This is a genomic window from Nguyenibacter sp. L1 (assembly GCF_035199985.1).
In the GTDB taxonomy this organism is placed as follows: Bacteria; Pseudomonadota; Alphaproteobacteria; order Acetobacterales; family Acetobacteraceae; genus Gluconacetobacter; species Gluconacetobacter vanlangensis.
Map to the genome: position 1 here is coordinate 977,144 of NZ_CP127015.1, position 23,372 is coordinate 1,000,515.

The 23,372-nt window shown below is 69.8% G+C and carries 18 protein-coding genes; 6 read left to right on the forward strand and 12 right to left on the reverse strand.

From position 1 onward, the window contains the following. The first annotated feature begins 13 nt into the window (after positions 1–13). From mdtN to QN315_RS04325, 3 genes are all read left to right on the forward strand, one after another. Positions 14–1,060 carry a multidrug transporter subunit MdtN gene (mdtN, locus tag QN315_RS04315; RefSeq protein WP_408904583.1) on the forward strand — a complete coding sequence of 349 codons (1,047 nt, stop codon included), beginning with the start codon at positions 14–16 and terminating at the stop codon, positions 1,058–1,060. Beyond that, positions 1,041–2,972, forward strand: a complete 1,932-nt coding sequence (locus tag QN315_RS04320; RefSeq protein ID WP_323991654.1) for an FUSC family protein — start codon at positions 1,041–1,043, stop codon at positions 2,970–2,972. Before mdtN ends, QN315_RS04320 begins: the two co-directional genes overlap by 20 nt. 71 nt (positions 2,973–3,043) lie before the next feature. Beyond that, entirely contained in the window at positions 3,044–4,642 is a 1,599-nt protein-coding gene (locus tag QN315_RS04325) for a TolC family protein (protein WP_323991655.1), read from the forward strand. Between the two features lie 22 nt (positions 4,643–4,664). Here QN315_RS04325 and QN315_RS04330 read toward each other — a convergent pair whose 3' ends face one another. Continuing rightward, positions 4,665–8,006, reverse strand: coding sequence for an efflux RND transporter permease subunit (locus QN315_RS04330; RefSeq protein ID WP_323991656.1), 3,342 nt, complete (start codon positions 8,004–8,006; stop codon positions 4,665–4,667). Position 8,007: 1 nt separating this feature from the next. Continuing rightward, entirely contained in the window at positions 8,008–11,202 is a 3,195-nt protein-coding gene (locus QN315_RS04335) for an efflux RND transporter permease subunit (RefSeq protein ID WP_323991657.1), read from the reverse strand. 345 nt (positions 11,203–11,547) lie between these two features. On the opposite strand from QN315_RS04335, the gene QN315_RS04340 reads away from it, so the two are divergent. Further along, on the forward strand, positions 11,548–12,348 hold the full coding sequence (locus tag QN315_RS04340) for a VacJ family lipoprotein (RefSeq protein WP_323991658.1): 801 nt from the start codon (positions 11,548–11,550) through the stop codon (positions 12,346–12,348). Between the two features lie 98 nt (positions 12,349–12,446). Beyond that, on the forward strand, positions 12,447–13,793 hold the full coding sequence (locus QN315_RS04345; protein WP_323991659.1) for an ATP-binding protein: 1,347 nt from the start codon (positions 12,447–12,449) through the stop codon (positions 13,791–13,793). 27 nt (positions 13,794–13,820) lie between these two features. Here QN315_RS04345 and QN315_RS04350 read toward each other — a convergent pair whose 3' ends face one another. Next, positions 13,821–14,540 (reverse strand): response regulator, encoded by a 720-nt coding sequence (locus QN315_RS04350; RefSeq protein ID WP_218064391.1) that lies wholly within the window; start codon positions 14,538–14,540, stop codon positions 13,821–13,823. 230 nt (positions 14,541–14,770) lie between these two features. Here QN315_RS04350 and QN315_RS04355 point away from each other — a divergent pair, with 230 nt between their 5' ends. After that, on the forward strand, positions 14,771–15,079 hold the full coding sequence (locus QN315_RS04355) for a DUF3175 domain-containing protein (RefSeq protein ID WP_408904584.1): 309 nt from the start codon (positions 14,771–14,773) through the stop codon (positions 15,077–15,079). On the opposite strand, the gene QN315_RS04360 is transcribed toward QN315_RS04355, so the two are convergent. The 9 genes from QN315_RS04360 to QN315_RS04400 form a co-directional block, all read right to left on the reverse strand. After that, entirely contained in the window at positions 15,074–15,898 is an 825-nt protein-coding gene (locus QN315_RS04360) for a type II secretion system protein GspK (protein ID WP_323991661.1), read from the reverse strand. The two genes, QN315_RS04355 and QN315_RS04360, sit on opposite strands and share 6 nt — an antisense overlap. Continuing rightward, the gene (gene gspD / locus QN315_RS04365) at positions 15,895–18,288 is read right to left on the reverse strand and encodes a type II secretion system secretin GspD (RefSeq protein WP_323991662.1); all 2,394 of its coding nucleotides are present in this window, start codon (positions 18,286–18,288) and stop codon (positions 15,895–15,897) included. The genes QN315_RS04360 and gspD overlap by 4 nt, the downstream gene beginning before the upstream one ends. Continuing rightward, complete coding sequence (locus QN315_RS04370) at positions 18,285–18,842, reverse strand: hypothetical protein (RefSeq protein WP_323991663.1); 558 nt, start codon at positions 18,840–18,842, stop codon at positions 18,285–18,287. The genes gspD and QN315_RS04370 overlap by 4 nt, the downstream gene beginning before the upstream one ends. Then, positions 18,839–19,435, reverse strand: a complete 597-nt coding sequence (gspM, locus tag QN315_RS04375) for a type II secretion system protein GspM (RefSeq protein WP_323991664.1) — start codon at positions 19,433–19,435, stop codon at positions 18,839–18,841. The genes QN315_RS04370 and gspM overlap by 4 nt, the downstream gene beginning before the upstream one ends. A 94-nt stretch (positions 19,436–19,529) precedes the next feature. Further along, on the reverse strand, positions 19,530–20,603 hold the full coding sequence (locus QN315_RS04380; protein WP_323991665.1) for a PilN domain-containing protein: 1,074 nt from the start codon (positions 20,601–20,603) through the stop codon (positions 19,530–19,532). A gap of 40 nt (positions 20,604–20,643) precedes the next feature. After that, positions 20,644–21,249 carry a prepilin-type N-terminal cleavage/methylation domain-containing protein gene (locus tag QN315_RS04385; RefSeq protein WP_323991666.1) on the reverse strand — a complete coding sequence of 202 codons (606 nt, stop codon included), beginning with the start codon at positions 21,247–21,249 and terminating at the stop codon, positions 20,644–20,646. Further along, positions 21,246–21,665, reverse strand: a complete 420-nt coding sequence (locus QN315_RS04390; RefSeq protein WP_323991667.1) for a prepilin-type N-terminal cleavage/methylation domain-containing protein — start codon at positions 21,663–21,665, stop codon at positions 21,246–21,248. The genes QN315_RS04385 and QN315_RS04390 overlap by 4 nt, the downstream gene beginning before the upstream one ends. Next, complete coding sequence (locus QN315_RS04395) at positions 21,662–22,126, reverse strand: prepilin-type N-terminal cleavage/methylation domain-containing protein (RefSeq protein WP_323991668.1); 465 nt, start codon at positions 22,124–22,126, stop codon at positions 21,662–21,664. The genes QN315_RS04390 and QN315_RS04395 overlap by 4 nt, the downstream gene beginning before the upstream one ends. After that, complete coding sequence (locus QN315_RS04400) at positions 22,116–23,363, reverse strand: type II secretion system F family protein (protein ID WP_323991669.1); 1,248 nt, start codon at positions 23,361–23,363, stop codon at positions 22,116–22,118. The genes QN315_RS04395 and QN315_RS04400 overlap by 11 nt, the downstream gene beginning before the upstream one ends. Positions 23,364–23,372: the final 9 nt, after the last annotated feature.

Sequence of the window (23,372 nt, forward strand, 5' to 3'; positions counted from 1 at the left end):
GCGGGAGATCCGGATGCCGGGCAGAAGGCCCCTGGGTGTGGCGATCGCCGTGCTGTGCGTCGCGGCGGCGGTCGGGCTGGGCGTGCATGTCGCGCGCGAGGACAGCGCGCACCCGTCCTCGGACAGCGGCACGATCGACGCCGAGCTGGTCCATGTGGCCAGCACCGTCGGCGGGCGGCTGGTCGCGTTGCCAGTGCGCGTCAACCAGGCGGTGCGCAAGGGCGATCTGCTCTATCGCCTGGACCCCGAGCCCTATGAGCTGGCCGTGCGCCAGGCCGAGGCCAATCTGGCGCTGGCCGAGGCCGAGGTCGAGAACCAGCGCCGGCTGGTCGCGGTGAAAACGGCCACCGCCGAGCAGGCGCGGGACCAGGTGGCGCGCGCCCAGGCCGACCGCGACCTGGCGTCCCGCACCGTCGCGCGATTGGGGCCGCTGGCCGGCCATGCCTATATCCCCCGGCAGCAATATGACCAGGCGCTTGTGACGCTGCACGATTCCGAAATCACGCTGGCGCAGGCACGCCAGCAGCAGCAGGCGGCCCAGGTGGCGATCGGCGACCTGAACAGCACGCTGGCCGCCGCCGCCGCCAGCCGGGCGGCGCTGGACCATGCGCGCTATGAACTGCGCCAGACGGTGGTGGTGGCGCCGGCCGACGGCTATGTGACCAGCCTGCGCGTCCGACCCGGGGAGATTCTGGCGCCGTCGCAGGTGCTGTTCACCCTGATCCTGAACGATGCGTGGTATGCGACCGCCAATATCCGCGAGGTCGACATGGCGTCGATCCGCCCGGGCGATTGCGCCACGGTCTATTCGATGATCGACCGCCACGCGGCCATGCGCGGCCATGTGGATTCGATCGGCTGGGGCGTGCTGTCGGCGGATTCGGCCGGCGCGCCTTTCGCGCCGCCGCTGGTGCCGCGCGAAATGGACTGGGTGCATGTCGCCCAGCGCTTTCCGGTGCGGGTGAAGCTGGACCTGAAGCCGAATGGGGCCGACCTGAACCTGCTGCGCCTGGGGGCGACCGCCACCGTCGAGATCCGGCATGGCGCCGCCTGCCCCTGATCCCGACCCTGATCTCGACTATGATCCCGACCCTGGCCTCGGCGACGGGCCCGATCGGGGGCGGATGACGCCGGCGCGGGTCTGGTCGCTGGTCCGCGACCCGGTTCCGGGGCGGCTGGGCTATGCCGTGCGCATGGCGGCCGCCTGCACGGTCACGGTGCTGCTGGGGGAAATCTGGCAGGTGCCGGACCTGGCGGTGGCGGCGCTGGTCACGATGGCGCTGTGGCAGAAGGACCGGGTGAGCAACCTGATCGTCGCCGTGGTGGTCAACCTGATCATGCTGGTCGTGCTGGCGCTGATCTATGCGACGATGCGGCTGACGCTGGATCATCCGGCCGGGATCGTCGCCGGTGTCGCGGTGCTGAGCTTCGGCTTCTTCTTCCTGGGATCGGCCAGCAAGCTGAAGCCCGTTTCCTACGTGCTGGGCCTGATGACCGTCTATGGGCTGATTTCCATCGACCAGTTGCCCGTGGGCGAAATCATCACGCGGGCGCTGCTCTATACCGACCTGTTCATCGCCCTGCCGGGCCTGGTGATGGTCGTGCTGGGGCTGCTGATCTGCCCGTCGCCCAAGACGGTGCTGACGGACGCCATCGCGGCGCGCCTGCGCATGGCGGCCGCCTTGCTGCGGCCCGGTGCCCAGCCCGGTGCCCAGCCCGGTGCGCGATCCGATGCCGCGACGCGCGAACGCGCGCGCGACATGCTGCGCGAGGGCGCGCGCGGCATGATGGGCAGTCTGGGCATGGCGGCGAAGGAGCGGATCTGGTCCCGGACCGACCTGGCCTGCCTGAAGGCGGCGGCCAATGCGGCGGTCGGGGTGCTGGCACTGGCGTTGGCGGAGGCGGAAGCGGCGGCCCGCGCGGATACGGCCCCGGCGGCGCCGCAAACGCTGATCGCGACCATCGAGGAGATGGCCGCGATCTTCGGGCGCGGCCATTATCCGGTGGAGATCGCCCGGCCGCCGGTGCCGCCGGACATGCCTGTCCTGGCCCGGATGGCGGACCTGCTGGCGGTGTTCGCCACGCCCGCGCCAGAACCGGTGCCAGAGCGGGCGCCAGGACCGGGGCAAGAGCCGGCTCCCGGAAGGGCACGCAAGACGAAGGGGGGCGGGTTCTTCCTGCCCGACGCCTTCGGCAATCCCGAGCATGTGCGCTATGCCGTCAAGGGCACCGCGTCGGTGATGGTCTGCTATTTCCTGTTCAAGATCCTGGACTGGCCGGGCATCCATACCTGCATCATGACCTGCTTCATCGTGGCGCAGCCGACGATGGGCGAGATGATCGCCAAGCTGCGCCTGCGCATCGGCGGGGCCGTGATCGGCGGCGCGCTGGGCATCGCGTCCATCATCGTGATGATGCCGCACCTGAACGACGTCGCGTCCTTCCTGGCGCTGATCTTCGCGGGCGCGCTGGCGGCGGCATGGGTCAAGACCGGGGATGCCCGCATCGCCTATGCCGGGTTCCAGATCGGGCTGGCGTTCTTTCTGTCGGACATCAAGGGATACGGCCCGACGACGGACATGACCACGGCGCGCGACCGGATCGTGGGCATCATGCTGGGCAATATCGTCAGCTATGTGGTGTTCACCGCCATCTGGCCGGCCAGCGCCCGTGACCGGATCGCCGGCGCGCTGGGCCGCGTGCGGCGCGCGCTGGCCGCCCAGCGGGAGGACGCCCCGATCCAGGCGCGGCTGGCACACGCGGCCGAGGCGCAGGCGGCGATTTCGGCCGGCGAGCGCATGCTGGAATTCGCGGCCGCCGAACCGGCGCACGTCCGCGCCGCGACGGCGGCGATCGCGCGCTATCGCGGCGCCCTGGACGACGCGGCGGCGCTGAGCGGGGACATGCTGGCCGGCACGACGGACGCGCGGGCCGACGCCCGCCTGGAGAGACTGGAGCGCATCGCCTCATGACCCGTCCGCTTCTTCCTGTTTTCCGTGCTGTATTCCACGTTGTTTTCCGGGCGCTCGTTCTTCCCGGATTCATGGTCCTGCCGGCGGGGTGCGCCACCCAGGCGCTGCGATCGGCGCCGCAGCGACCCGACGCGCCCTGGCGGCCGGAGGTGGCGGCGAACGGCGAGATCCTGCCGGGCCGCGCGTCCGCGCACGGGCTGGCCCTGCCGCCCGGCTATGTCCTGCCGTCGAACCGGGCCATCCGCCTGCGCCCTGCCCCGGCGGATTTGCAGCCCGCGCATCGCTATGCGCTGGCCGAACTGATCGACATCGCGCAATCCAGCAATCCCGTCACGCGCCGGGCGTGGAACGCGGCGCGCGACGCCGCCCTGGCGGTGGGGATCGCGCGCGCGACCTATCTGCCGCAACTGACGGTCAGCGTGGTCGGCGGATATAACGAGACGCAGGATGGCGAGGGCCTGCCCGGCATCAGCGGCGGCGGCGCGGCCGGGCAGGCCGCCAACGGCGTGCTGCGCACCGCGGGCGGCCTGGCGCCCAGGGGCAGCCAAGCCACGGGCAGCGGCGAGGTGCAGGCGCTGGGCCTGGAATGGCTGCTGTTCGATTTCGGCAAGCGCGACGCGATCATCGACGCCACCCGGCAGGACCAGGTCGCCAGCAACGTGCTGTTCACCGGGGCGCACCAGAAGCTGATCTATGACGTCGCGCTGGCCTTCTACGCCCATGCGGCGGCCGATGCCCGGCTGGTGCTGGTGCGCCAGGCGCTGGACAATGCGAAGCAGGTCGAGGCCGCCGCCGAGGCCAGGCTGCGCCAGGGCCAGGGCACGGTGGTGGACACGTCCCAGGCCCGGCAGGCCACCGCCCAGGCGGCGCTGCGGCTGGTCCAGGCCGAAGGCGGGGCGGAGACGGCCTATCTGGACCTGCTGACCGCGATGGGGATCTCGCCCGCGACGCATCTGCAGACGCAGGACCCGGCGGGCCGGGCGCTGGAGCTGTCGGACATCCGCCTGAGCGACGACATGGTCCAGCGCGCCGTGGCCCGGCGGCCGGACGTGCTGGCGGCGTATGCGGCCGCCAAGGCGTCGCGCAGCCGGGTCGCCGCGGCGCGGGCCGAGTTTCTGCCGAAGGTCTTCGTCACCGGCAATGTCGCCTATGCGACCGGCGCGCTGGCCCTGTCGTCGGTGCCCGGGGTGGGGGGCAACGCGCCGCCGACCCTGAACCTGTCCACCAATCATTTCAGCAGCCTGATCCTGGGCGGCATCGCGGTGCCGATCTTCGACGGCGGCATGCGGGCCGCCGCCCTGAAACAGGCCGGGGACCGGGCCGACAGCGCGGATGCGACGCTGCGCCAGACGCTGGACGAAGCCGCCAGGCAGGTCGTCGTCGCCCAGAACGGGCTGCGCACCGCGCTGCACGCCTATGACGCCGCGGGCCGGCTGCGGGATGCGGCGCAGACCAGTTTCGACGCGTCCCTGGCCGCCTATCGCAGCGGGGCGGGCGCGGTCACCCCGGCGATCATGGCGCAAAGCGGCCTGCTGGATGCCCGGCTGGGGCGGTCCGATGCCTATTACGGCGCGCTGATCGCCGCCGCCGGCCTGGCGTTCGCGACCGGCGCGCTGGGCGACGCGCCGGGCCGTGCGACGGCCAGCGCGATGGAGGCCGACGGGCCGTAGGCGCGGCCCTGCGCCGGCGGCGTCACGGGCGGGCCGGGCGCAGCCGCCGGGCGAGCGCGCGGAATGCGGGCGGCAGGACGCGCCGCCCCCAGGCCCCGAGCCGGTCGAGATAGAGATAGACCACCGGCGTGGTGTAGAGCGTCAGCGCCTGGCTGACGAGCAGGCCGCCCACGATCGCGATCCCCAGCGGGCGGCGCAGTTCCGCGCCGTAGCCGCTGCCCACGATCAGCGGCGTCGCCCCCATCGCGGCGGCGAGCGTGGTCATCATGATCGGCCGGAAGCGCAGCAGGCAGGCGGCATGAATCGCATCCTGGGGCGTACGATGGTTCCGGCGCTGCTCGGTGATGGCGAAATCGACCAGCATGATCGCGTTCTTTTTCACGATGCCGACCAGCAGGATCATGCCGATCAGGGCGATGAGGTCGAATTCCTGCCCGTACAGATCCAGCGCCAGCAGAGCGCCAACCCCCGCCGAGGGCAGGGTCGAGAGAATGGTCAGCGGGTGGACGTAGCTTTCATACAGGATGCCCAGCACCATGTAGACCGCCGCCAGCGCCGCCAGGATCAGCAGCGGCTCGTCGCGCGTCGCGCTTTGCACCTGGGCGGCGGTGCCGGCGAAATTGCCATGCACCGCGGCGGGCATGTTCAGGCGGATCTCTTCCTGCCGGATGATGCGCGCCGCGTCGGCGATCGACGCCCCCGGCGCGAGATTGAAGGCGACCGTCGCCGCCAGCGCCTGCCCCTGGTGATTGACGCTGAGGGACGCGCTGCCTGGATGCGTGTCCGCGACGACCGGCAGCGGCACCTGGGTTTCGACGCGGCCCGACACCGCCGAACCGCTGGAGGCGTTATTGCCGCCCGCCAGGCCGTTTTTGATCTGGTTGGCGAAGGACTGGCTGTCTTGCGCGGCGGCGCCCGAGGATGAAGACGGGGGCGATGACGACAGGGGAGCGGATGCCAGGGGGGCGGATGACCGGGGAGCGGATGACCGGGGGGCGGATGACAGCCGGATCGTGTTGCTTTGCGTGCCGCCGCCGGCGGTGCCGCCCGCAAGACTGACCCAGACCTGCCGCAGCATGGCCGGGTCGGCCCAGTATTCGGGGCGGACATTCATCACCACACGATACTGGTTGAGAGGATTATAGATGATCGAGGCCGCGCGCTGGCCGAATGCGTCATAGAGCGTGTTGGCGATCAGTTGCGGCGTGACGCCGGTCCGGGCGGCCATATCGCGGTCGATGGCGACATTGACGGCCAGCCCGCCCTGCTGCACGTCCGACGAGAGGTCGCGGATCTGCGGATCGTGCTGCAGGGCCGCCAGGAGGCGCGGCATCCAGGTATAGAGCAGCGCGGCGTCATCGCTTTCCAGCGTGTATTGATAGGCGGCGTTGCCCTGGCGCGCGCCGACCGTCAGCATCCCCGGGGCCAGCGCGATGAACTGGCTGCCGACCAGGCCGCTGGTGCGGCGGTCGAGCCGATCCAGCGTCTGCCGCAACGTCCCGTGACGCCGGCCCTTGTCGGTCAGTTGCAGAAAGATGCTGGCCTGGTTTGCGGTGTTTCGTCCGCCGATGAAGCCGGTGACGCCCGTCACGTCGGGGTCTTCCAGCAGCAGGCGCTGCACCGCGTCCATCTTGGCGCGCATCGCGGTGAAGGACGTCGCCTGGTCGGCCAGCAGGTGGGCCATCAGCATGCCGGTATCCGCCGTGGGGAACAATCCCTTGGGCATGACCGCGAACATGCCGCCCATCGCCGCGATCGTCACCGGCAGCGACAGCAGCACCAGGCGGCGGTGACGCAGCGCCACCACGAGCGTGCGGGCATAGAATTCATGCAGCCGCGCGAAGGCGCGCGCGAGCGCGCGGGCGGGCGGGCCGTTTTCTGATGGCTCGGCACGCAGCAGCCGCGCGCACATCATGGGCGTGAGCGTCAGCGACAGGCCCATCGAGACCAGAACGGTGGTCGAGATCGTGACCGCGAATTCGTGCAGCAGGCGCCCCATCAGCCCGCCCAGCAGCAGGATCGGCAGGAAGACGGCGACCAGCGAGACCGAGATCGAGAATACGGTGAACGCGACCTCGCCGGCGCCGCGCAGCACGGCCTGGCGCCTGGGCATGCCGGCCTCCATGTAGCGGCTGATATTCTCGATGACGACGATGGCGTCGTCGACCACGAAACCGGTGGCGATCGTCAGCGCCATCAGCGACAGGCTGTCCAGCGAATAATGCAGTAATTCCATGACCCCGAACGTCGCGACCAGCGAAGCCGGGATGACCACCGCCGGCACGATCGTCGTGCGCGGCGAGCGCAGGAACAGCAGCACCACGACCACCACCAGCACGACCGCCAGGATCAGCGTCCGCCTGGTGTCCGCCAGTGCCGAACGGATGGTCACCGAGCGGTCGATCCCGACATGCACGGCGACGTCCGCCGGCAGTACCGCGGTCAGGACCGGAAACCGGGCCCGGATCTGGTCGATGGTATGGACGACATTGGCGCCGGCTTCGGGGAAGATGATGGCCAGGACGGCGGGCTGGCGGTTGTAATAGCCCGCATTGAGAACGTCCTCGACCCCGTCGGTGACGGATGCGACGTCGGTGAGCCGGACGGGCCGGTCGTTGCGATAGGCGATGATCAGGCCCTGCAGATCCTTCGCGCGGCGGACCTGGTCGTTGGTGCGCAGCACCAGCCGTCGCGCGCCGCGGGTGATATAGCCCTTGGGCGTGTCGGCGTTGGCCGAGGCCAGGGCGGCGCGCACGTCCTCGAAGCCGATGCCGTATTTGAACAGGGCCAGGGGATTCATCTCGACCCGCACCGCCGGCAGCGCGCTGCCCCCCAGCAGGACCTGGCCCACCCCCGACACCTGCGAGAGATGCTGCTGCAGGATGTTCGTGGCCGCGTCGTAAAGCTGCGCCGTCGTGCGGGTGGGCGAGGTCAGCGTCAGCACCATGATCGGCGCGCCGGCCGAATTCGCCTTCACGTAGGTCGGGTTCTGCCGCAGCGTGGCGGGCAGGTCGGCGCGCGCGGCCTGGATGGCCGCCTGCACGTCGCGGGCGGCGCCATTGACGTCGCGCGACAGATCGAATTGCAGCGAGATCGTGACCTGCGCATTGACGGATTGCGACGTCATCTGGTTCAACCCGGCGATCACGCCCAGATGGCGTTCCAGCGGTTCGGCGATCGTGCTGGCCATTTCCTCGGGCGTGCCGCCGGGCTGCTGGGCGCGCACCTGGATGACGGGAAAATCGACATTGGGCAGGTCGGCGATGGGCAGCAGCCAGTAGCCGATGCCGCCGCCGATCATCAGCCCGACCACGATCAGGATCGTGCCGATCGGACGCCGGACGCACAGGGCGATGAGCGACATGTCACCCTTCTTCGTTATTCGGGTCCCGACCGTTCCGGTCTTGACCATTCAGGGGGCCGTCCGGCGCGCCGCCGGCCGCGATGCCCAAACGGCGCGCCAGCCGGTCCATGAACAGATAGATGACCGGGGTCGTGAACAGGGTCAGCAACTGGCTGAGCAGCAGGCCGCCGACGATGGCGTAGCCCAGCGGCCGCCGCAGTTCGGAACCGGTGCCGGTGCCGATCATCATCGGCAGGGCGCCCAGCATGGCCGACAAGGTCGTCATGAGGATGGGCCGAAAGCGCAGGCGCGCGGCCTGGAGGATGGACTCGACGGCCGGCAGGCCCTGCGCGCGCTCGGCCGCCAGGGCGAAGTCGATCATCATGATCGCGTTCTTCTTGACGATGCCGATCAGCAGCACGATGCCGATCACCCCCATCACGTCCAGCCCCGACCCGGTGACCCACAGCACCAGCAGCGCGCCGATCGCCGCCGACGGCAGGGTGGACAGGATGGTCAGCGGGTGGATGAAACTTTCATAGAGCACGCCCAGCACGATATAAACCGCGACCAGCGCCGCCAGCACCAGCCAGCCCTCGTTGCCCAGGCCGCTTTCGAACGCCGCCGCCGTGCCACGAAAGGCGGTCTGGACGGTGGGGGGCAGGTGCAGCCGGGCTTCGGCGCGCCTGATGGATGCCACCGCCGCGCCCAGCGACCAGCCGGGGGTCACGTCGAAGGAGATCGTGGTGGCGGGGAACTGCGCGACATGGGTGATCAGCAGCGGCGCCGTCGATTCCGTGACGCGGGCGACCGCGGCCAGCGGCACCAGCCCGGATGTCGGGCCCCGGGTGGGGCCGGACGAGCTGGTCCCCTGCCCGCCGCCCCCCGGAAGATAGAGCTGGCCCAGCGCGGCCGGGTCGTTCTGCAGCGACGGTTCGGCCTCGAGGATCACGCGATACTGGTTGGACTGGGTATAGATCGTCGAAATCTGCCGCTGCCCGAAGGAATCGTACAACGCGTTGTCCACCGTCTGCGGCGTGATCGTGTAGCGCGCGCCGGTGGTCCGGTCGAGGATGACGTCGGCCACCAGGCCCTGCGCCTGGAGGTCGGAGGTTACGTCGGCCAGCGCGGGCTGGCGGGAGAGTTCGGCCAGCATCTTCGGCACCCACTGGGCAAGCCGGGCATAGTCGGGATCTTCCAGCAGGAACTGATATTGCGTGGCGGAGACGCTGGTGTTCAGCGTCAGGTCCTGGACGGGCTGGAGATAGAGCCGCGTGCCGACGATGCCGGCGGTTTCGGCCGCCAGGCGCCGGGCGATGGCGGCGGCATCAAGCGCGCGCCGGTCGTGGGGACGGAGGTTGATTTCGAACCGTCCCCGATTCAGCGTGGTATTGTCGCCGTCGACGCCGATATAGGACGACAGGCCGACCACGTCCGAATCCCGCAGGATCGCGGCCCCCAGGCGTGATTGCAGGTCGCGCATGGCGTCGAAGGAAATCGACGGATCCATCTCCGACACGCCCTGGATCACGCCGGCATCCTGTTCGGGGAAGAAGCCCTTGGGGATCGTCACGGCCAGGATGCCGGTCAGCGCCAGCGTGCCGGCGAACAGGGCCAGCATCGCCCCCTGATGGCGCAGCACGCGATCGAGCCCGCGCCCATAGGCGGCGATGACCGCGGCGATGACGCGATCGGTCGCCCGCGACCAGGCGCCGCGGACGGGAGCGTGCTGCCGGTCCTTGAGCACCCGGGCGCACATCATCGGCACCAGGGTCAGCGAGACGATCGCCGAAATGATGATCGTCGCCGCCAGGGTCACGGCGAATTCGTAGAACAGGCGGCCCACCACGTCGGTCATGAACAGCAGCGGGATCAGCACCGCGATCAGCGAGACGGTCAGCGAGATGATGGTGAAGCCGATCTCGCCCGCGCCGGCCAGCGCCGCGGCCATGCGATCGTCGCCCCGTTCGATGTAGCGGGCGATGTTCTCGATCATGACGATCGCGTCGTCGACCACGAAGCCGGTGGAGATCGTCAGCGCCATCAGCGACAGGTTGTCCAGCGAGAAGCCCATCAGGTCCATCACCGCCAGCGTGCCGACGATCGACAGCGGCACCGACAGGGCCGGCACGATCGTCGCGGGAAGATCGTGCAGGAACAGGAAGATGACCGAGACGACCAGTACCAGCGCCAGGGCCAGCTCGAACTCGACGTCGGCGACCGAGGCGCGGATGGTGATCGTGCGGTCGGTCAGCGGCGTGACGGTGATGCCCGACGGCAGGCCCTGCTGCAGGCGCGGCAGCGCGGCCTTGATGGCGTCCACCACGCCGATGATATTGGCCGAGGGCTGGCGGCGGATATTCATGATGATGGCCGGCGTCAGGTTGGACCAGCCGGCCAGTTGCGTGTCCTCGGCCCCTTCGACGACCGTGGCGACGTCGCGCAGGCGCACGGGGCCGTTGCTGGCCGCCGAGTAGGCGATCACCTGGTTCAGCAACTGGCCGGCGTCCGAAATCTGGCTGTTCAGCCGGATGGTGCGCGCCTGCCGCGCGCCGTTGAAGCTGCCGGTGGGCGAATTGACGTTGACGGTGCCGATCGTGGTGCGCAGCGTGTCCAGATCGACCCCGTAGGAGGTCAGTTTCGGGATGTTGACGCGGATCCGATAGGCTTTGCGGTTGCCGCCCGACAGCGAGACCAGGCCCACGCCGGGGATCTGGCTGATCTTCTGCTGCAGGCGGGTGGTGACGTAGTCCTGGATGTCCGGCAGGGGCATGGTGTCCGATGTGATGCCCAGGATCATGATCGGGCTGTCGGCCGGATTGACCTTGGCATAGATCGGCGGCGCCGGCAGGGCGGCGGGCAGCAGGGCGCTGGCGGCGTTGATCGCGGCCTGGACTTCCTGTTCCGCCACGTCCATCGGCGTGCTGAGCGCGAAGCGCAGGGTGATGACCGATGCGCCGCCCGAGGATTGCGACGTCATCTGGTCCAGCCCGGCCATCTGGCCCATCTGGCCCTCGAGCGGGGCGGTGACCGACGTCATCATCACGTCCGCGCCGGCGCCGGGATAGAAGGTCTGCACGACGATGGTGGGGTAGTCGACCTGGGGCAGGGCCGAGACCGGCAGGAAGCGGTAGCCGATCAGCCCGCCCAGCAGGATCGCCAGCATCAGCAGGGTGGTGGCGACAGGGCGGCCGATAAACAGCCGGGAGGGGTTCATGCACCCCCCCTGCGTTCCGGAGGGGACCTGTCTGAAGGCAGCCTCATCGGACGGCCCCCTCCTGTCCTGCATGTATCCTGCATGTGGCCCGCATCCGGACATGCGTCCGGCGAGGTCCGGGTGACGTAGTCATCCGCCGCCTGCCCGACAAGCCGGACGGAACATGTCGCCCGATTTCCCGGCACACGGATCCCCATGGGCGGATCAGGCCGCTGCGCCGCGCCCTTTTGTCACCGCCGACACATTATGGGAGCGCCGAAACAAGGCCGACATCACGGCGGGAATGGCCGCTGGTAGTGTCCGCACCGCAACAACGGCCCCGTTGCCGGCACCAGGAGTCCCACGATGCGGCTTTCCCCACGTACCGCCTGCCAGACCACGATCATCGCCCTGCTGTCGCTGGGCGCGCTTGGCGGCTGCGCAAGCCGCGGCGAACAGGATGGCGAGAACGATCCTTTCCGGCCGACCAACCGGACGATCTTCTCGGGCAACCTGTTCCTGGACCGGCATGCGCTGCGCCCCGTCGCGCGGGCCTATGCCGACGACGTGCCGCACGGGGTGCGCGGCGGCATTCACAATTTCCTGTCCAACCTCGATGCGCCGGTCATCCTGATCAACGACCTGGCGCAGGGCAACGTGTCGCGCGGCTGGAACACCACCGAGCGGTTCGTCATCAACACCACCGTGGGCGGACTGGGCGTGTTCGAGGTCGCGGACGGTTGGGGCATGCCGTACCACAATGCCGATTTCGGGCAGACGCTCGGCGTCTGGGGCGTTTCTCCGGGCCCGGACGTCCAGTTGCCGCTCTTCGGCTTCTCGAACCTGCGCGATGCGGGCGGCCGCGTCGTCGACGCATTCCTGAACCCGCTTTCGGTGGCGTCCGCCGGGACCAGCAATGCGGCGATCGTAGCCCTGAACGTGACGAAATCCGGGCTGGGCATGGTCGACGGACGCGCCCGGATGCTGCCGGTCACCGACCAGGTCGAGCGGAATTCGCTGGATGAATATGCCACCCTGACCAGCCTGTACAGCCAGAACCGCACCGCGTTCGTCAAGGACGGCAAGGCGGGGTTCGTTCAGCCCGAGGCGGCGCGCATCATGGCGCGAAATGCCGCGATCGGGCAAACCGGCAATGGCGCGGACTGACCATGGACGCGCGCCCGGCATGATAGGGTGATCCGGACAGGATGAACCGGGCACGGGCATGCGACGCGCCCGCGGGAAGGCCAGGAGAGAATGAAAAGATGACGCTCGGCCATCGTCTCGATACGATTACGGGCCGGATCGCGATGACGATCGTCGTCGCGATCCTGGCGGCCATGACGCTCTATATGGTCATCGTCGACAATGTTCCCGACTGGTCGCGCCCGGCGCTGGTCGATACCGGCGTCCTGGATCAGGCGGCGACGGTGGTCCGCCTGATCGCCGCGATGCCCGACAGCCAGAAACCGGCGCTGGCCGCCGCCGCCGCGACCGCGTCCTATACGGTCGCCTGGAAGGCCGCCCCTTGCTCGCCCGGGCCGCTGCGGCGCGCGCCCGAGATCGAACGGAGGATGCGGCGCCTGGCGGGAGGCGACCTGGCGGCGGTCGGTTTCTACGTCGCGGAGCCTTCCGCCGCGTCGCCGGCCGCCGATGCGCGCTTCAACCGCGCGCCGTTCGGCATGGCGGTCACGCTGCGGAACGGGGCCTGCCTGATCTTCACGGTGCCCCATCGCATTTGGGGCCTGTCCTGGTGGAAGCGCGACGCGCTGATGTCCGTCTTCGTCATCCTTGCGACCGTCTGCGTCTCGACGATCGCCAGCCGCACGCTGATCCGGCCGATCGAGGAATTCTCGCGGGCCGCGCGGCGCTTCGGCAGGGATACGTCCGCGCCGCCCATGGTCGAATACGGCCCGCGCGAATTGCGGCTGGCCATGCGGGCCTTCAACGCCATGCAGGACCGGATCTCGAAATTCGTCGCCGACAGGACGACCATGCTGGCCGCGATCTCGCACGATTTGCGGACACCGCTGACCCGTATCCGGCTGAGGGGGGAATTCATCGCGGACCGTGAACAGCAGAAACGATTGTTCCAGGACGTGGCCGAGATGCAGGCCATGATCTCCTCGGCGCTCGTCCTGTTCCGGGACGACGTCACGGACGAACAGGGGACGTCCTTCGACCTGTCGGAGCTGGTCCGCGACGTGGTGGACGATGCCGTCGACCAGGGAAAGCCGGCCCTGTTTTCGGGGCCCGACCATGTCATTTTCCATGGCAGGCCCATGGCCCTGAAACGGGCGCTGGAAAATATCATCGGCAATGCCTGCATCTATGGCGCCTCGGCGGATGTGCGCCTGCACGAACGGGGGGATTGCCTGGCGATTTCCGTCGCGGATGACGGCCCCGGCATTCCCGAGGAATTCCTGGAGGCCGTCTTTACCCCGTTCTTTCGCCTGGAGCGATCGCGCAACCGCAGGACCGGGGGCACGGGTCTGGGCCTGACGTCGTGCCGCGCCATCCTGCAGGCGCATGGGGGATCCATTTCCCTGAGCAACCGCGCGGACGGCGGATTGCTGGCGCAGATCATCCTGCCCCGGAACGCCGCCGCATGACGTGATCGGGCCCGAAGGCCCCGACGATCATCCGCGCCTGACGCTGGGGGTGAACATATACCCGCCGCTGCGGATCGTGCGGATGATCGTCGGGTTCTTGGGATCCGGTTCCAGCTTGCGGCGCAGCCTGCTGATCTGCGTGTCGATGCTGCGGTCATAGACGTCGTAGGCCACGCCATGCGCGAAATCGAGCAGATGTTCGCGCCCCAGAACCTGCTGCGGACGCTCGGCGAAGGCCAGCAGCAGGTCGAACTCGCGCCCCGACAGAGGGACGAGCGTGTTGCGGGACGATCGGAGTTCCCGCCTGGCGATATCGAGTTTCCATCCGTCGAAATACAGGCTCGGCCTGACCGCGTCGCGGGCCGGCTCGGCCCTGATTTCGCCGCGACGCAGCACGGCGCGGACCCGCGCCAGAAGTTCCCTGGGGTCGAACGGCTTGGTGATGTAGTCGTCCGCCCCCAGTTCCAGCCCGACGACGCGGTCGGTCGTCGTCACGGCCGCGGTCAGCATGATGACCGGTATGCCCGATGCCGTCCGCAGGCGCCGGCAAAGGTCGAGCCCGCCCTCTCCGGGCAGCATCAGATCCAGTATGACCAGGTCGATGTCCTCGGCATCCAGGATCTCGAACATGGCGCGGCCATCCCGGGCGACACGCGTGTGATGGCCGTACGAGCGGAAGAAATGATCGAGCAGAGACAGGATCTCTTCGTCATCATCCACGATCAGGAGTTTCAGCATGGCCGTCATTGCCCCACGGTAGCCGACCGAAGCCGCGATCCAATGTCAGTCGATGCCGTTTTTATGGCCCGGATGTCGCATTTTGTCCAAGCCGACACGCGTCCGGCGTCGCTGTCGATGGTCTGGACGACGGTCCGGGACGCCGGTTTGGGGCGGCGGTCTTGAATCGCGCCCCGCGCGGCGAACATTCAGCACATGCTGCGCATGCTGCGCAGCCCATGAGACCGGAAGAGCGCGCCATGCCGCGGCCACGCAGACAGCAGGCACCAAAGGCGGGATCACGCTGGTCGGCGGACGTGACCCGGCACAGCGATGCCCTGGACCTGGAGCCGGCGATCTTCGCCAGCGACGATCCGCGCCGCATCGCCGAATCGCTGAAACATTCGGCGGAGGCCAGCACCCGCCGCAAGGCGGAGCCGTTCCGTTCGGCCATGTCCATGCTGGTCTTCTATATCAACCGCGCCGGGCGCAACCTGCCCGCTGCCCGCCGGGCGGTGCTGGAGCGGGCCAAGGCGGAGTTGCGCCGCGTCTTCGGCCGCCCGCTATGACCGCAGCCGCACGACATGCACCATGTCGGACAGCGCGGCGCCGGCATGCGTCCCCGGGGTCAGCAGGATGACGGCCCGGCGGGTGGCCTGGCCGCCCTGGCCGTCCCGGACGGTGACATCGACGACGACGCTGCCCGGCCGGTTCTCGCCGGCCGACGGCGGGGGCACCGGCGGGCCGCCCGCCCTGCGCAGCGCCTGCCGCACCACGGGATCGGCCTGCCTGGCATCCGGGTCGTTGGGCTGCGTGACCGACAGATGCGGCCGGACGGCCTGCAGCAGGCCCGGCGTCATGCCCAGGACCAGCCCGACCTCGCCGACGCTCTGGAAGGGCCCGCCCGGCGGACGGTAGTTCAGCCCCGCGGCGAGGTAGCGCGCCTGCGACGCGGCGCGGTCGGCCTGGGCGGTGCTGCGCCAGTCGACCATGTTCGCCGCGATCGACGCGGCCTGTTCCCTGGTCGCGCCGCATTCCTGCAGCAAGGCGGCCAGCAGCGGCCGCGGCGCGGAATTGGGATTGATCAGCCCGGCCTCGCTGCGTACCCGCAGCGTCGCCTCCATGCCGCCCACCCGCGTGACATAGGCGCGCCCGTCGGTGCTCCAGCGCGCGGCGGAACGGTCCATGACGTGGAAGACCGCGTCCCAGACCTCGCCGTCCGCCGCGTCCTGCAACTGTGCCGCGCTGCGCAGCGCATAGACGCCGCGCAGCCCGGCGTCGGCCGTCGCGATGACGATGGACACCAGCAGCGACAGCCCGGCCAGGGTCCATAGCACGATCAGCAGGGCAAAGCCGCCCTGCCCCGCTGACGCGCCCCGACGCGTCACCGATCGAGCCCGACCTTCTGGCGCAGGCGCTGCTGGGGATCGGCGCTGCCGGTCACGTGCATGGGCGTCAGTTCGTCCGGCACGTTCGCGGCGTTCGGGTGCGTGTCGCGCAGATCCTCCATCAGGCTGACCGCGTCGCGCTGGTCATGGATGACGTGCGGGGTGATCAGGATCAGCAATTCGGTGCGCTGGCGGCTGTTGTTCTGGGTCCCGGCCAGAAAGCCCAGGACCGGGATGTTCTTCAACCAGGGGATGCCGCTGTTGGCGCGGCTGGAATTCTCGGTGATCAGCCCGGCCAGGCCGACGGTCTGCCCGTCCTGCACGACGACCCGCGAACTGACCGACCGGTCGTTGAAGGTGGGATTGGCGTTGCTGCTGGTCGTGGCCTGCACGGGCGAGGTGTTGCTGACCGAGCTGACTTCCTGCGCGATGTCCAGCGTGACCAGCCCGTCCTGGCTGACATGCGGCGTGACCTCCATGATCACGCCGGTCGGCTGGTAGGTGAACTGGTTGTAGATCGAGGTCCCGATGGTGCTGGATTGCGAGCCGATCTGCACCGGCACCAATTGCCCGACCTGCAGCCGTGCCGCGCGATTGTCCTGGACCATCAATTGCGGCGAGGACAGGACATGCACGGTGGTGACGTTCTGCAGCGCGTCGATCGCGAACGGCGCGCCGCCGCCGCTGGCCCCGCCGATGATGAAGCCCGGCAAGGTGTGGCTGAAGGCCGCGGTCGCCAGCGTGCCGGTGGTGATCGTCTGGCTGTTGTTGCTGAGCACGCCGTTGATGCCGCCGGACTTGAAGAAGAACTGCGTGCCGTATTGCAGCGCGTCGTTCAACTGGACTTCGGCGACCACGGCATCGATCCGGACCTGCAGCGGCATGACGTCGATCCGCCGCAGCATCTGTTCGACATTGTCGCTTTCCTGGTCGGTCGCATAGACCAGCACGGCGTTGTGCTGGGCGTTGGAGAGGATCCGCATGCCCTGGGCATGGGATTCGCCGCCCGCCGAACTGTCCAGCCCGCCCAGCAGGGGGTTGTTGAGGGACGCCGCCTGCTGGCCCGCCCCACCCTGGCCCGCCCCACCCTGGCCCACACCGCCTTGGCCCACGCCACCTTGGGCCATGCCGGTATTGCCGCCCAATCCGCCGGCCATGCCCGTATTGCCCCCCAGGCCGCCGCCCCCGAGGCCACCGCCCGCGCCGCCCGTGGCGCCGCCCCCCATGGCACTGGCCATCCCGCCGGTAAAGCCGGCCTGGCCCAGTTGCGACGCGGCACCCGGCGCCCCCCCGGGCGGCAGCGCCGTCACGTTGTCCGGGGTGAAGGCCTGCTGCAGCGTGTAGGTGACGTCGTTCACGCTGGAATTCTGCACGTAGAAGATATGCCATGACCGGATCGTGGCGCGGCGGTTGCGTTCGATCAGCGCGAAAAGGCGCCGCGCATCGTCGACATAGCGCGTGTTGCGCGCGACGATCAGCACCGCGTTGACGCGGCTGAGCGGCAGGACCTGCACGATCTGCGCCAGCGCGCCGCCGCTGCCGTGCAGCGCGGTCTGCAAGGCTGTCGCCATGTCCTTGGCATTTCCGGATTCGACCGGAAGCAGGGCATAGGACTGGCTGCTGAGCCAATCCACGTCGAAGGCGCGAATCACCTCGACCAGCGCGTTGCGCGCCGCGGGATCGCCGCTGACGATCACCGCGTTGGCGCTGTCGACCGGCGTCACGCGCGCGCCGTTCTGCACGAAGGGTTGCAGCGCGCGGGCCAGGTTGGCGGCCCCGGCATAGCGCAGCGGGACCATGATATTGCCGCCCAGCGACGGGTTTTCGGTCATTCCGGCGGCACCGGACTGGGCGCCCGATTGGGGATTTCCGGCCTCGGCCTGGCTGGGGACGATGCGGTACAGCCCGTCGCTGTGCAGCAGCACGGCGTGGACCTGGGCCAGGATGATCTGCAAGGCCGGCAGCACCTGCGCCGCCGTCAGCGGCGAGGACGTATGCAGCGTCACCTGCCCGCGCACCGCCGGATCGATCGAATAATTCACGTGCAGGATGTCCGTCAGGACCTGCGAGACGGCGTCACGGACGTCGGTATCGGCGAAATTCAGCGAGATTCCGCCCACGCCGCCCGCGATGCCCGAGGACGGAAGCGCGGGGACGGCATTGCGGCCATAGCTGTACTGCACCCGCCCGAGCTGATCGCCTGCCCCGATCCGCCCCTCGGCCGTATCGGGTGCCGGGCCGGAAAGCGGCAGCGCGCCCGACAGGGGCCTGACCCGCGCCGGTCCGCTGCTGCACCCCGCCACGGACAGGCAGAGGGCCAGGCCCGTCCAGACGGGGTACGTGCGGCGGATCGTCGTCATGCCGTCGAGGGAACGGATCAGAATATTCATTGCATATGGCCTGGAAGCTGGTCGTCTGTCTGGTTGTCGGGCTGGCTGGCGGGCGACGCGCCGGAGGATGGGCCAGAGAATAGGCCGGAGGATGGGCCTCCTGGCCGGGGGTCGGCGCCGCGGTCGCGGTCGGGGCGCAGGGATTGCTCGCCCCCCGCACCCCGCACGCGCACCGCGCCGCCTTCGATCGCGACGACCCGCCATGGGCCGACCGTCGCGCCGATATCGGCCACCTGGCCGCGATCCTGCCCGGGAATCATGAAGATGGCATGACGCCGTCCGCCGCTGACGACGATGGCCGCCAGGCGCGGCGTGCCGGCGGCCGCGCCTTGTGTCGTGGCCGGACGCCGCGAGGGGCTGAACAGCGGGCGGGCCAGGACGGTCTGCCGCCACGCATCGATCCGCGCGGCATCCGGCAGGCCCTGCGCGCCGGGCGCGGGCGGGGATTCGGCGCGGGCCGGCGCCGAAGCGGCGCAGAGCATCATCGCAGCCAGACGGAAGGCGCCGGTCCGCCACGGGGCCCGGCGGGCGGAGGGATATCCGGTACGGGTCATGGCGTTTCCTGCGGCGGCGTGCCGTCGGCGCGGCGAAAGGCGTAGACCACCATGTCGCATTCCATCGTCGCGGACGATGCGCCGTCATCCTCGGACTTGCGCAGATGCAGCCCGTCGATGACGATCGCCGGGGTAGCGTGTTCCAGCCTGGCGATGAACTGGACCAGGGTCGCGAACGGCGCGCTGACATCGACATGCAGGCCGATCCGCCGATAGCGGCCGGCCGCCGCCGCGGACACGTTTTCGGCGCTGGCGATATTGGCCCCCATCGCCGTGGCGGTCTGCTGCAGCATGTCCTGCAGGTTGGCGCTGGCGACGGCGTCGGTGGCGCCGCCGATCAACTGCGACGGTCCGGGAGACGCGGCGGCGGCGGCGCGCCGCAGGGCCGGCAGGGACGCGGCCAGGCGGTCCATGCGGCTGACGGTGGCGCGCTGGAGGTCCAGCGCCTGGGCACGGACGGCGTACCAGTCCCAGAGCGGGCCCAGCACCAGCAGCCAGGCCAGCATCAGCCCGATCGCCAGCATGCCCAGGGCGAGCAGCCGTCCCTCTCGCCCCTCGGGCAGGGTGCGCACCATTGTCCGCAGTGATTTCATCCTCTGGTCCATGATCTGCGTGGCCTCGCATCCCGCCTCCGAAATCCACAGGATGAATTCCGGATGGCAATGGGACACCAAGCCATTGATTTAACTAGCGCCCGACATCGGCGCGAATCGAAAACAGGCTGGCATTCTGTCCCGACACGCGCGTCACCGGGGCGACGAAGGACGGATTGCGGAAGGCCGGGTCCCTGCTGAGCGCCTGGATCAGCCCGGTAGCCTCGGAGGACTGGCCGCTGATGATCAACTGGCCCTGGCGCAGAATCAGGTCGGTCAGGAAACTGTCGTCGGGCAGGACCTGGGTCGTGACCGCCAGGACCGCCAGCGGATCGCCCCATTGCCGGCGCGCCCCGGCGATGACGGTCACGCCCGCCTGGCGGTCTTCGACCTGCCGGCGCAGCAGGGCCGCCTGCTGCGCCGCCGGGCGCAGCGCCGCGATCCGTGCCGACAGCGCCGCCCGTTCGGCGGACTGGCGCCAGAACAGCGCCGCCACCAGCAGGGCCGGCAGAAGGGCGATTCCGGCGGCCGCGGCGACCCTGGCGTCCTTCAGTCCCGACGCGCGCCGGGCCTTCAGCGGAATCCGCACCGCGCGGGCCGCGTCTTCCAGACGGTCGGGCTGGAGCCCGATCCGTTCGAGCATTTGCACGGCCGGGGCGACGGATGCCCGGGGGACGACCGACAGCATGATCCGCAACTGGTTCAGTTCGGCATCGCGACGGATGATGTCGTGGCTGTAGAGGATCGCGCCAGCGGGAAAAGGCGTCAGCCGGTCCATTTCATAGGCCAGCACGCTGTCCAGGCCGGATTCGGTCGCCGCGGGCAGGGTCACCTCGCGCTGCATCACCATGCCGGGGGGCAGTCGCAGGACCGTTTCGGCCGGCCGGTCCCGCCCCGCCAGGGCGTCCAGAGCCGCCCGGCAGGCGGCGCGCGCGTCGGCATCGCCGGTCTCGTCGGTGTCGCCGGCATCGGACGGACCGTACGCGCCCAGCGGCGCGAGGCCGCCATTGCGGTCCAGGAACAGGGCCAGCGACGCGCCGTCCCAGGCCGCGACCAGGACCGGCCGCGACGACAGCCGCGCCAGGCGGGCCCGGCCCGGGACCAGGTCGCGGACCTGTCTCCACCACCAGGCGAACATGTCCCTGACGGCCATTCCGATCGCGGTCATCGGAGACGCATGCCGGGATGCGGCGGCATGGCGGAGGCGTCTATTGCGGCATCGGGTCCAGCATCGGCGCGGCGACGATGTCCGGCCAATGACGGCGATCGCCGTCGGGAAAGCGGATGTGAATGCGCACCAATGCCGGCAGGCCGTTGCCGTACCATGTCTTTTCCCAGTTCCCGTTCGAAAGATAGTCGCAGTCTATGTCGGCAATGCCCGTCAGCAGAACCCGCTGCTGTTGCTGGGGCGTCGCGGATTCGATCACGTGGCGGTAGGGCTGCCATATAAACACCAGACGGTGCCGGCCATCGACCGACAAACGGATATCCGCCTGCATGTCCTGGCTGCCGTCCAGAGCCATCGGCAGCGTGCCGCGCAGCACCAGCCCATGGGGCCGGCCGACGAAAAGCGGCCCCTGCCGCCCGGCGCCGGGGTCGGCGTGCGCGACCAGGCCGCGCAGCAGGTGATCGACCGCGCCCAGTTCGGCCTGCGCCGCCAGCATGCCGCGCTGGCGGTCGAAGATCATCGTCGCGGCCTGGAACGCCCGCTGCAGCACCAGCAGCACCAGCGAGAACACGACCAGCGCGATCAGGATTTCCACCAGGGTGAAGCCGGCGGGGCCCTTGAAACGGTCTTTCACGGTCCGGGTCATGGTCCGGGCGCCCGTATGCCCAGCCGGCGGGTGCGCAGCATCACCGACCGCTGCCCCGATTCCGCCGCCGGATCGGGCCATGATTCGGTGACCTGCACCTGGTACAGCACCAGGCCGGGCGCGGCGGAGGACGCCGCCGCCTGTTCGGGCGCGATCCGGACATGCCAGTGAAAATCGCTGCCGTCATCGCCGTCCTGTTCCAGCGGACCGATCTGCATGCCGTGGCCGACCGCCGCCAGGTGGGACTGGGCGCGGGAGGCCGCCTCTTGCATACGGTTGGACAATTGCGTGGCCGCGATGCCGTCCAGCATCCCCCGATAGGCGACGCCGAGGGCCAGCATCGCGATGACGAAGGCGACCAGGACCTCGATCAACGTGAAACCGTCCTGCCGGCCGGTGGGGCACGTCGCGGTCATGGCCCCTCGACCACGATGGCGCCGGTCAGCCAGTTCAGCCGCAGCGTGACCAGCCGTCCCCGTTCGACCAGCGCGGCCCCCCCGCCCGCGGCGCTGCCGTCGGGGTAGAAGACGAAGCGCCCCGCCCCCGGTCCAGCTCCTGGCCCGGCCGCGACCCCCACCCCGGTCGGCAGGGCATGGCGCGCGCCGTGCCAGAGCCCGTAATCCAGGCGGGCCGGGTCGATGGTGAAGACCAGCACGGTGCCCGAGCGTATCGCCTGCAACCGGGTCTGGCGCATGGAGGCCGCGACCTGCTGCCCTGCCCCGCGCAGATCCAGCATGACCGAGCGGAACGGCCCGCGCGCGACCACGATCGCCCCGATCAGCCCGAGGATCAGGACGACCACGAGCATCTCGATCAGGGTGAAGCCGTGCTGAACGCCCTTTCGGGCGCGGCTGTCGGGTGCCGGGCTATTTCGCAAGGTCGTTCAGGCTCAGCATGGCCAGCAGCAGGGAGGACACGATCCCGGCCACCAGCAGGCCCATGACGATGGTGATCGCGGGCACCAGAAGCGCCACCAGGCGCTGGGTGGCGACGCGCACCTGTTCCTCATGGATATCGGCGGCGCGCAGGGCCATCGGCCCGAGCTGCGCCGTTTCCTCGCCCAGGCGCAGCAGATGCACCATGCGCCGCGGGAAGACCGACGCGCCGTCCAGCGCGGCGGCCAGCCCGCGCCCCGACTTGGCGCTTTGCGTCGCCGCGTCGATCGCCGCGATCGCGGCCCGGTTGGCGATCGCCCCGCGCACGATCGCCAGCGACGCCAGGATCGGCACGCCGTTTTCCAACAGGGTGCCCAGGATGCGGGCGAAGCGGGCGGCCAGGATTTCGCCGGCCAGCCCGCCCGCGACCGGCAGCGCCAGCAACCAGCGATCCGCCCGCAGCCTGACGGCCGGCCGGCGCAGCATGACCCGGCCCAGCGCGACCAGCACCAGCATGACCGGCGGAATGGCGGGTCCGTAGCGGCCGAGCCAGTCACCGGCCTGGATCATCAGTTGCGTCGAAGCCGGCAGGGTGGCCCCGTTCTGCGCGAAGAGGGGCGTGAATTGCGGCAGCACCTGGGTCAGCAGCAGATAGATCGATCCGGTCGCGGCCAGGGTCAGGATGGCGGGATAGATCATCGCCGATTGCACGGTCGCGGCCAGGGCGCGCTCCCGCTCCAGCAGCAGCGCCAGCCGTTCCATGGTCGGCGCCAGGTCGCCGCTGGCTTCGGCCGCGCGGACCATGCCGATATACAGGCGCGGAAAGCTGCCGGGATAGCGCCCCATCGCCACATGCAGCGCCCGGCCGTCGCGCACCATCGTGCGCACGCCGTCCAGCACGGCGCGCACCCGCGCCCGCGGCATGGTCTCCACCAGGAAGCGCAGGGCCCGGTCGATATCCTGCCCCGCGCCCAGCATGACCGCCAGTTCGCGCGTGATCGCCGCCAGTTCGGGGCGGCGCAGGTCCTTGCGCCGCAGCGCGCCGGCCCCGATCGCCCCCAGGATGGTGGTAGTCCCCAGGCCGGCCGACAGGGCGAAGCGCGCCGGCGCGCCGACCCGCATCGGAATATGGCCCTGGCGGCGCAGGGTGGCCAGGACCGCGTCCTCGGTCTCGGCCTCCAGCGTGCCGCGGACCAGGGCACCCTGCGCATCGACGGCGGTATAGCTGAATTCAGCCATGCGGCCGCA

Excerpts from the sequence above, each read along its gene's own strand:
- QN315_RS04400 (WP_323991669.1), bottom strand. The coding sequence starts at position 23,363 with ATGGCTGAATTCAGCTATACCGCCGTCGATGCGCAGGGTGCCCTGGTC.
- QN315_RS04380 (WP_323991665.1), bottom strand. The coding sequence starts at position 20,603 with ATGACCGCGATCGGAATGGCCGTCAGGGACATGTTCGCCTGGTGGTGG.
- QN315_RS04325 (WP_323991655.1), top strand. The coding sequence starts at position 3,044 with ATGGTCCTGCCGGCGGGGTGCGCCACCCAGGCGCTGCGATCGGCGCCG.
- QN315_RS04355 (WP_408904584.1), top strand. The coding sequence starts at position 14,771 with ATGCCGCGGCCACGCAGACAGCAGGCACCAAAGGCGGGATCACGCTGG.
- QN315_RS04330 (WP_323991656.1), bottom strand. The coding sequence starts at position 8,006 with ATGTCGCTCATCGCCCTGTGCGTCCGGCGTCCGATCGGCACGATCCTG.
- QN315_RS04320 (WP_323991654.1), top strand. The coding sequence starts at position 1,041 with ATGGCGCCGCCTGCCCCTGATCCCGACCCTGATCTCGACTATGATCCC.
- QN315_RS04335 (WP_323991657.1), bottom strand. The coding sequence starts at position 11,202 with ATGAACCCCTCCCGGCTGTTTATCGGCCGCCCTGTCGCCACCACCCTG.
- gspD (WP_323991662.1), bottom strand. The coding sequence starts at position 18,288 with ATGAATATTCTGATCCGTTCCCTCGACGGCATGACGACGATCCGCCGC.
- QN315_RS04340 (WP_323991658.1), top strand. The coding sequence starts at position 11,548 with ATGCGGCTTTCCCCACGTACCGCCTGCCAGACCACGATCATCGCCCTG.
- mdtN (WP_408904583.1), top strand. The coding sequence starts at position 14 with ATGCCGGGCAGAAGGCCCCTGGGTGTGGCGATCGCCGTGCTGTGCGTC.
- gspM (WP_323991664.1), bottom strand. The coding sequence starts at position 19,435 with ATGAAATCACTGCGGACAATGGTGCGCACCCTGCCCGAGGGGCGAGAG.
- QN315_RS04385 (WP_323991666.1), bottom strand. The coding sequence starts at position 21,249 with ATGACCCGGACCGTGAAAGACCGTTTCAAGGGCCCCGCCGGCTTCACC.
- QN315_RS04345 (WP_323991659.1), top strand. The coding sequence starts at position 12,447 with ATGACGCTCGGCCATCGTCTCGATACGATTACGGGCCGGATCGCGATG.
- QN315_RS04390 (WP_323991667.1), bottom strand. The coding sequence starts at position 21,665 with ATGACCGCGACGTGCCCCACCGGCCGGCAGGACGGTTTCACGTTGATC.
- QN315_RS04370 (WP_323991663.1), bottom strand. The coding sequence starts at position 18,842 with ATGACCCGTACCGGATATCCCTCCGCCCGCCGGGCCCCGTGGCGGACC.
- QN315_RS04350 (WP_218064391.1), bottom strand. The coding sequence starts at position 14,540 with ATGACGGCCATGCTGAAACTCCTGATCGTGGATGATGACGAAGAGATC.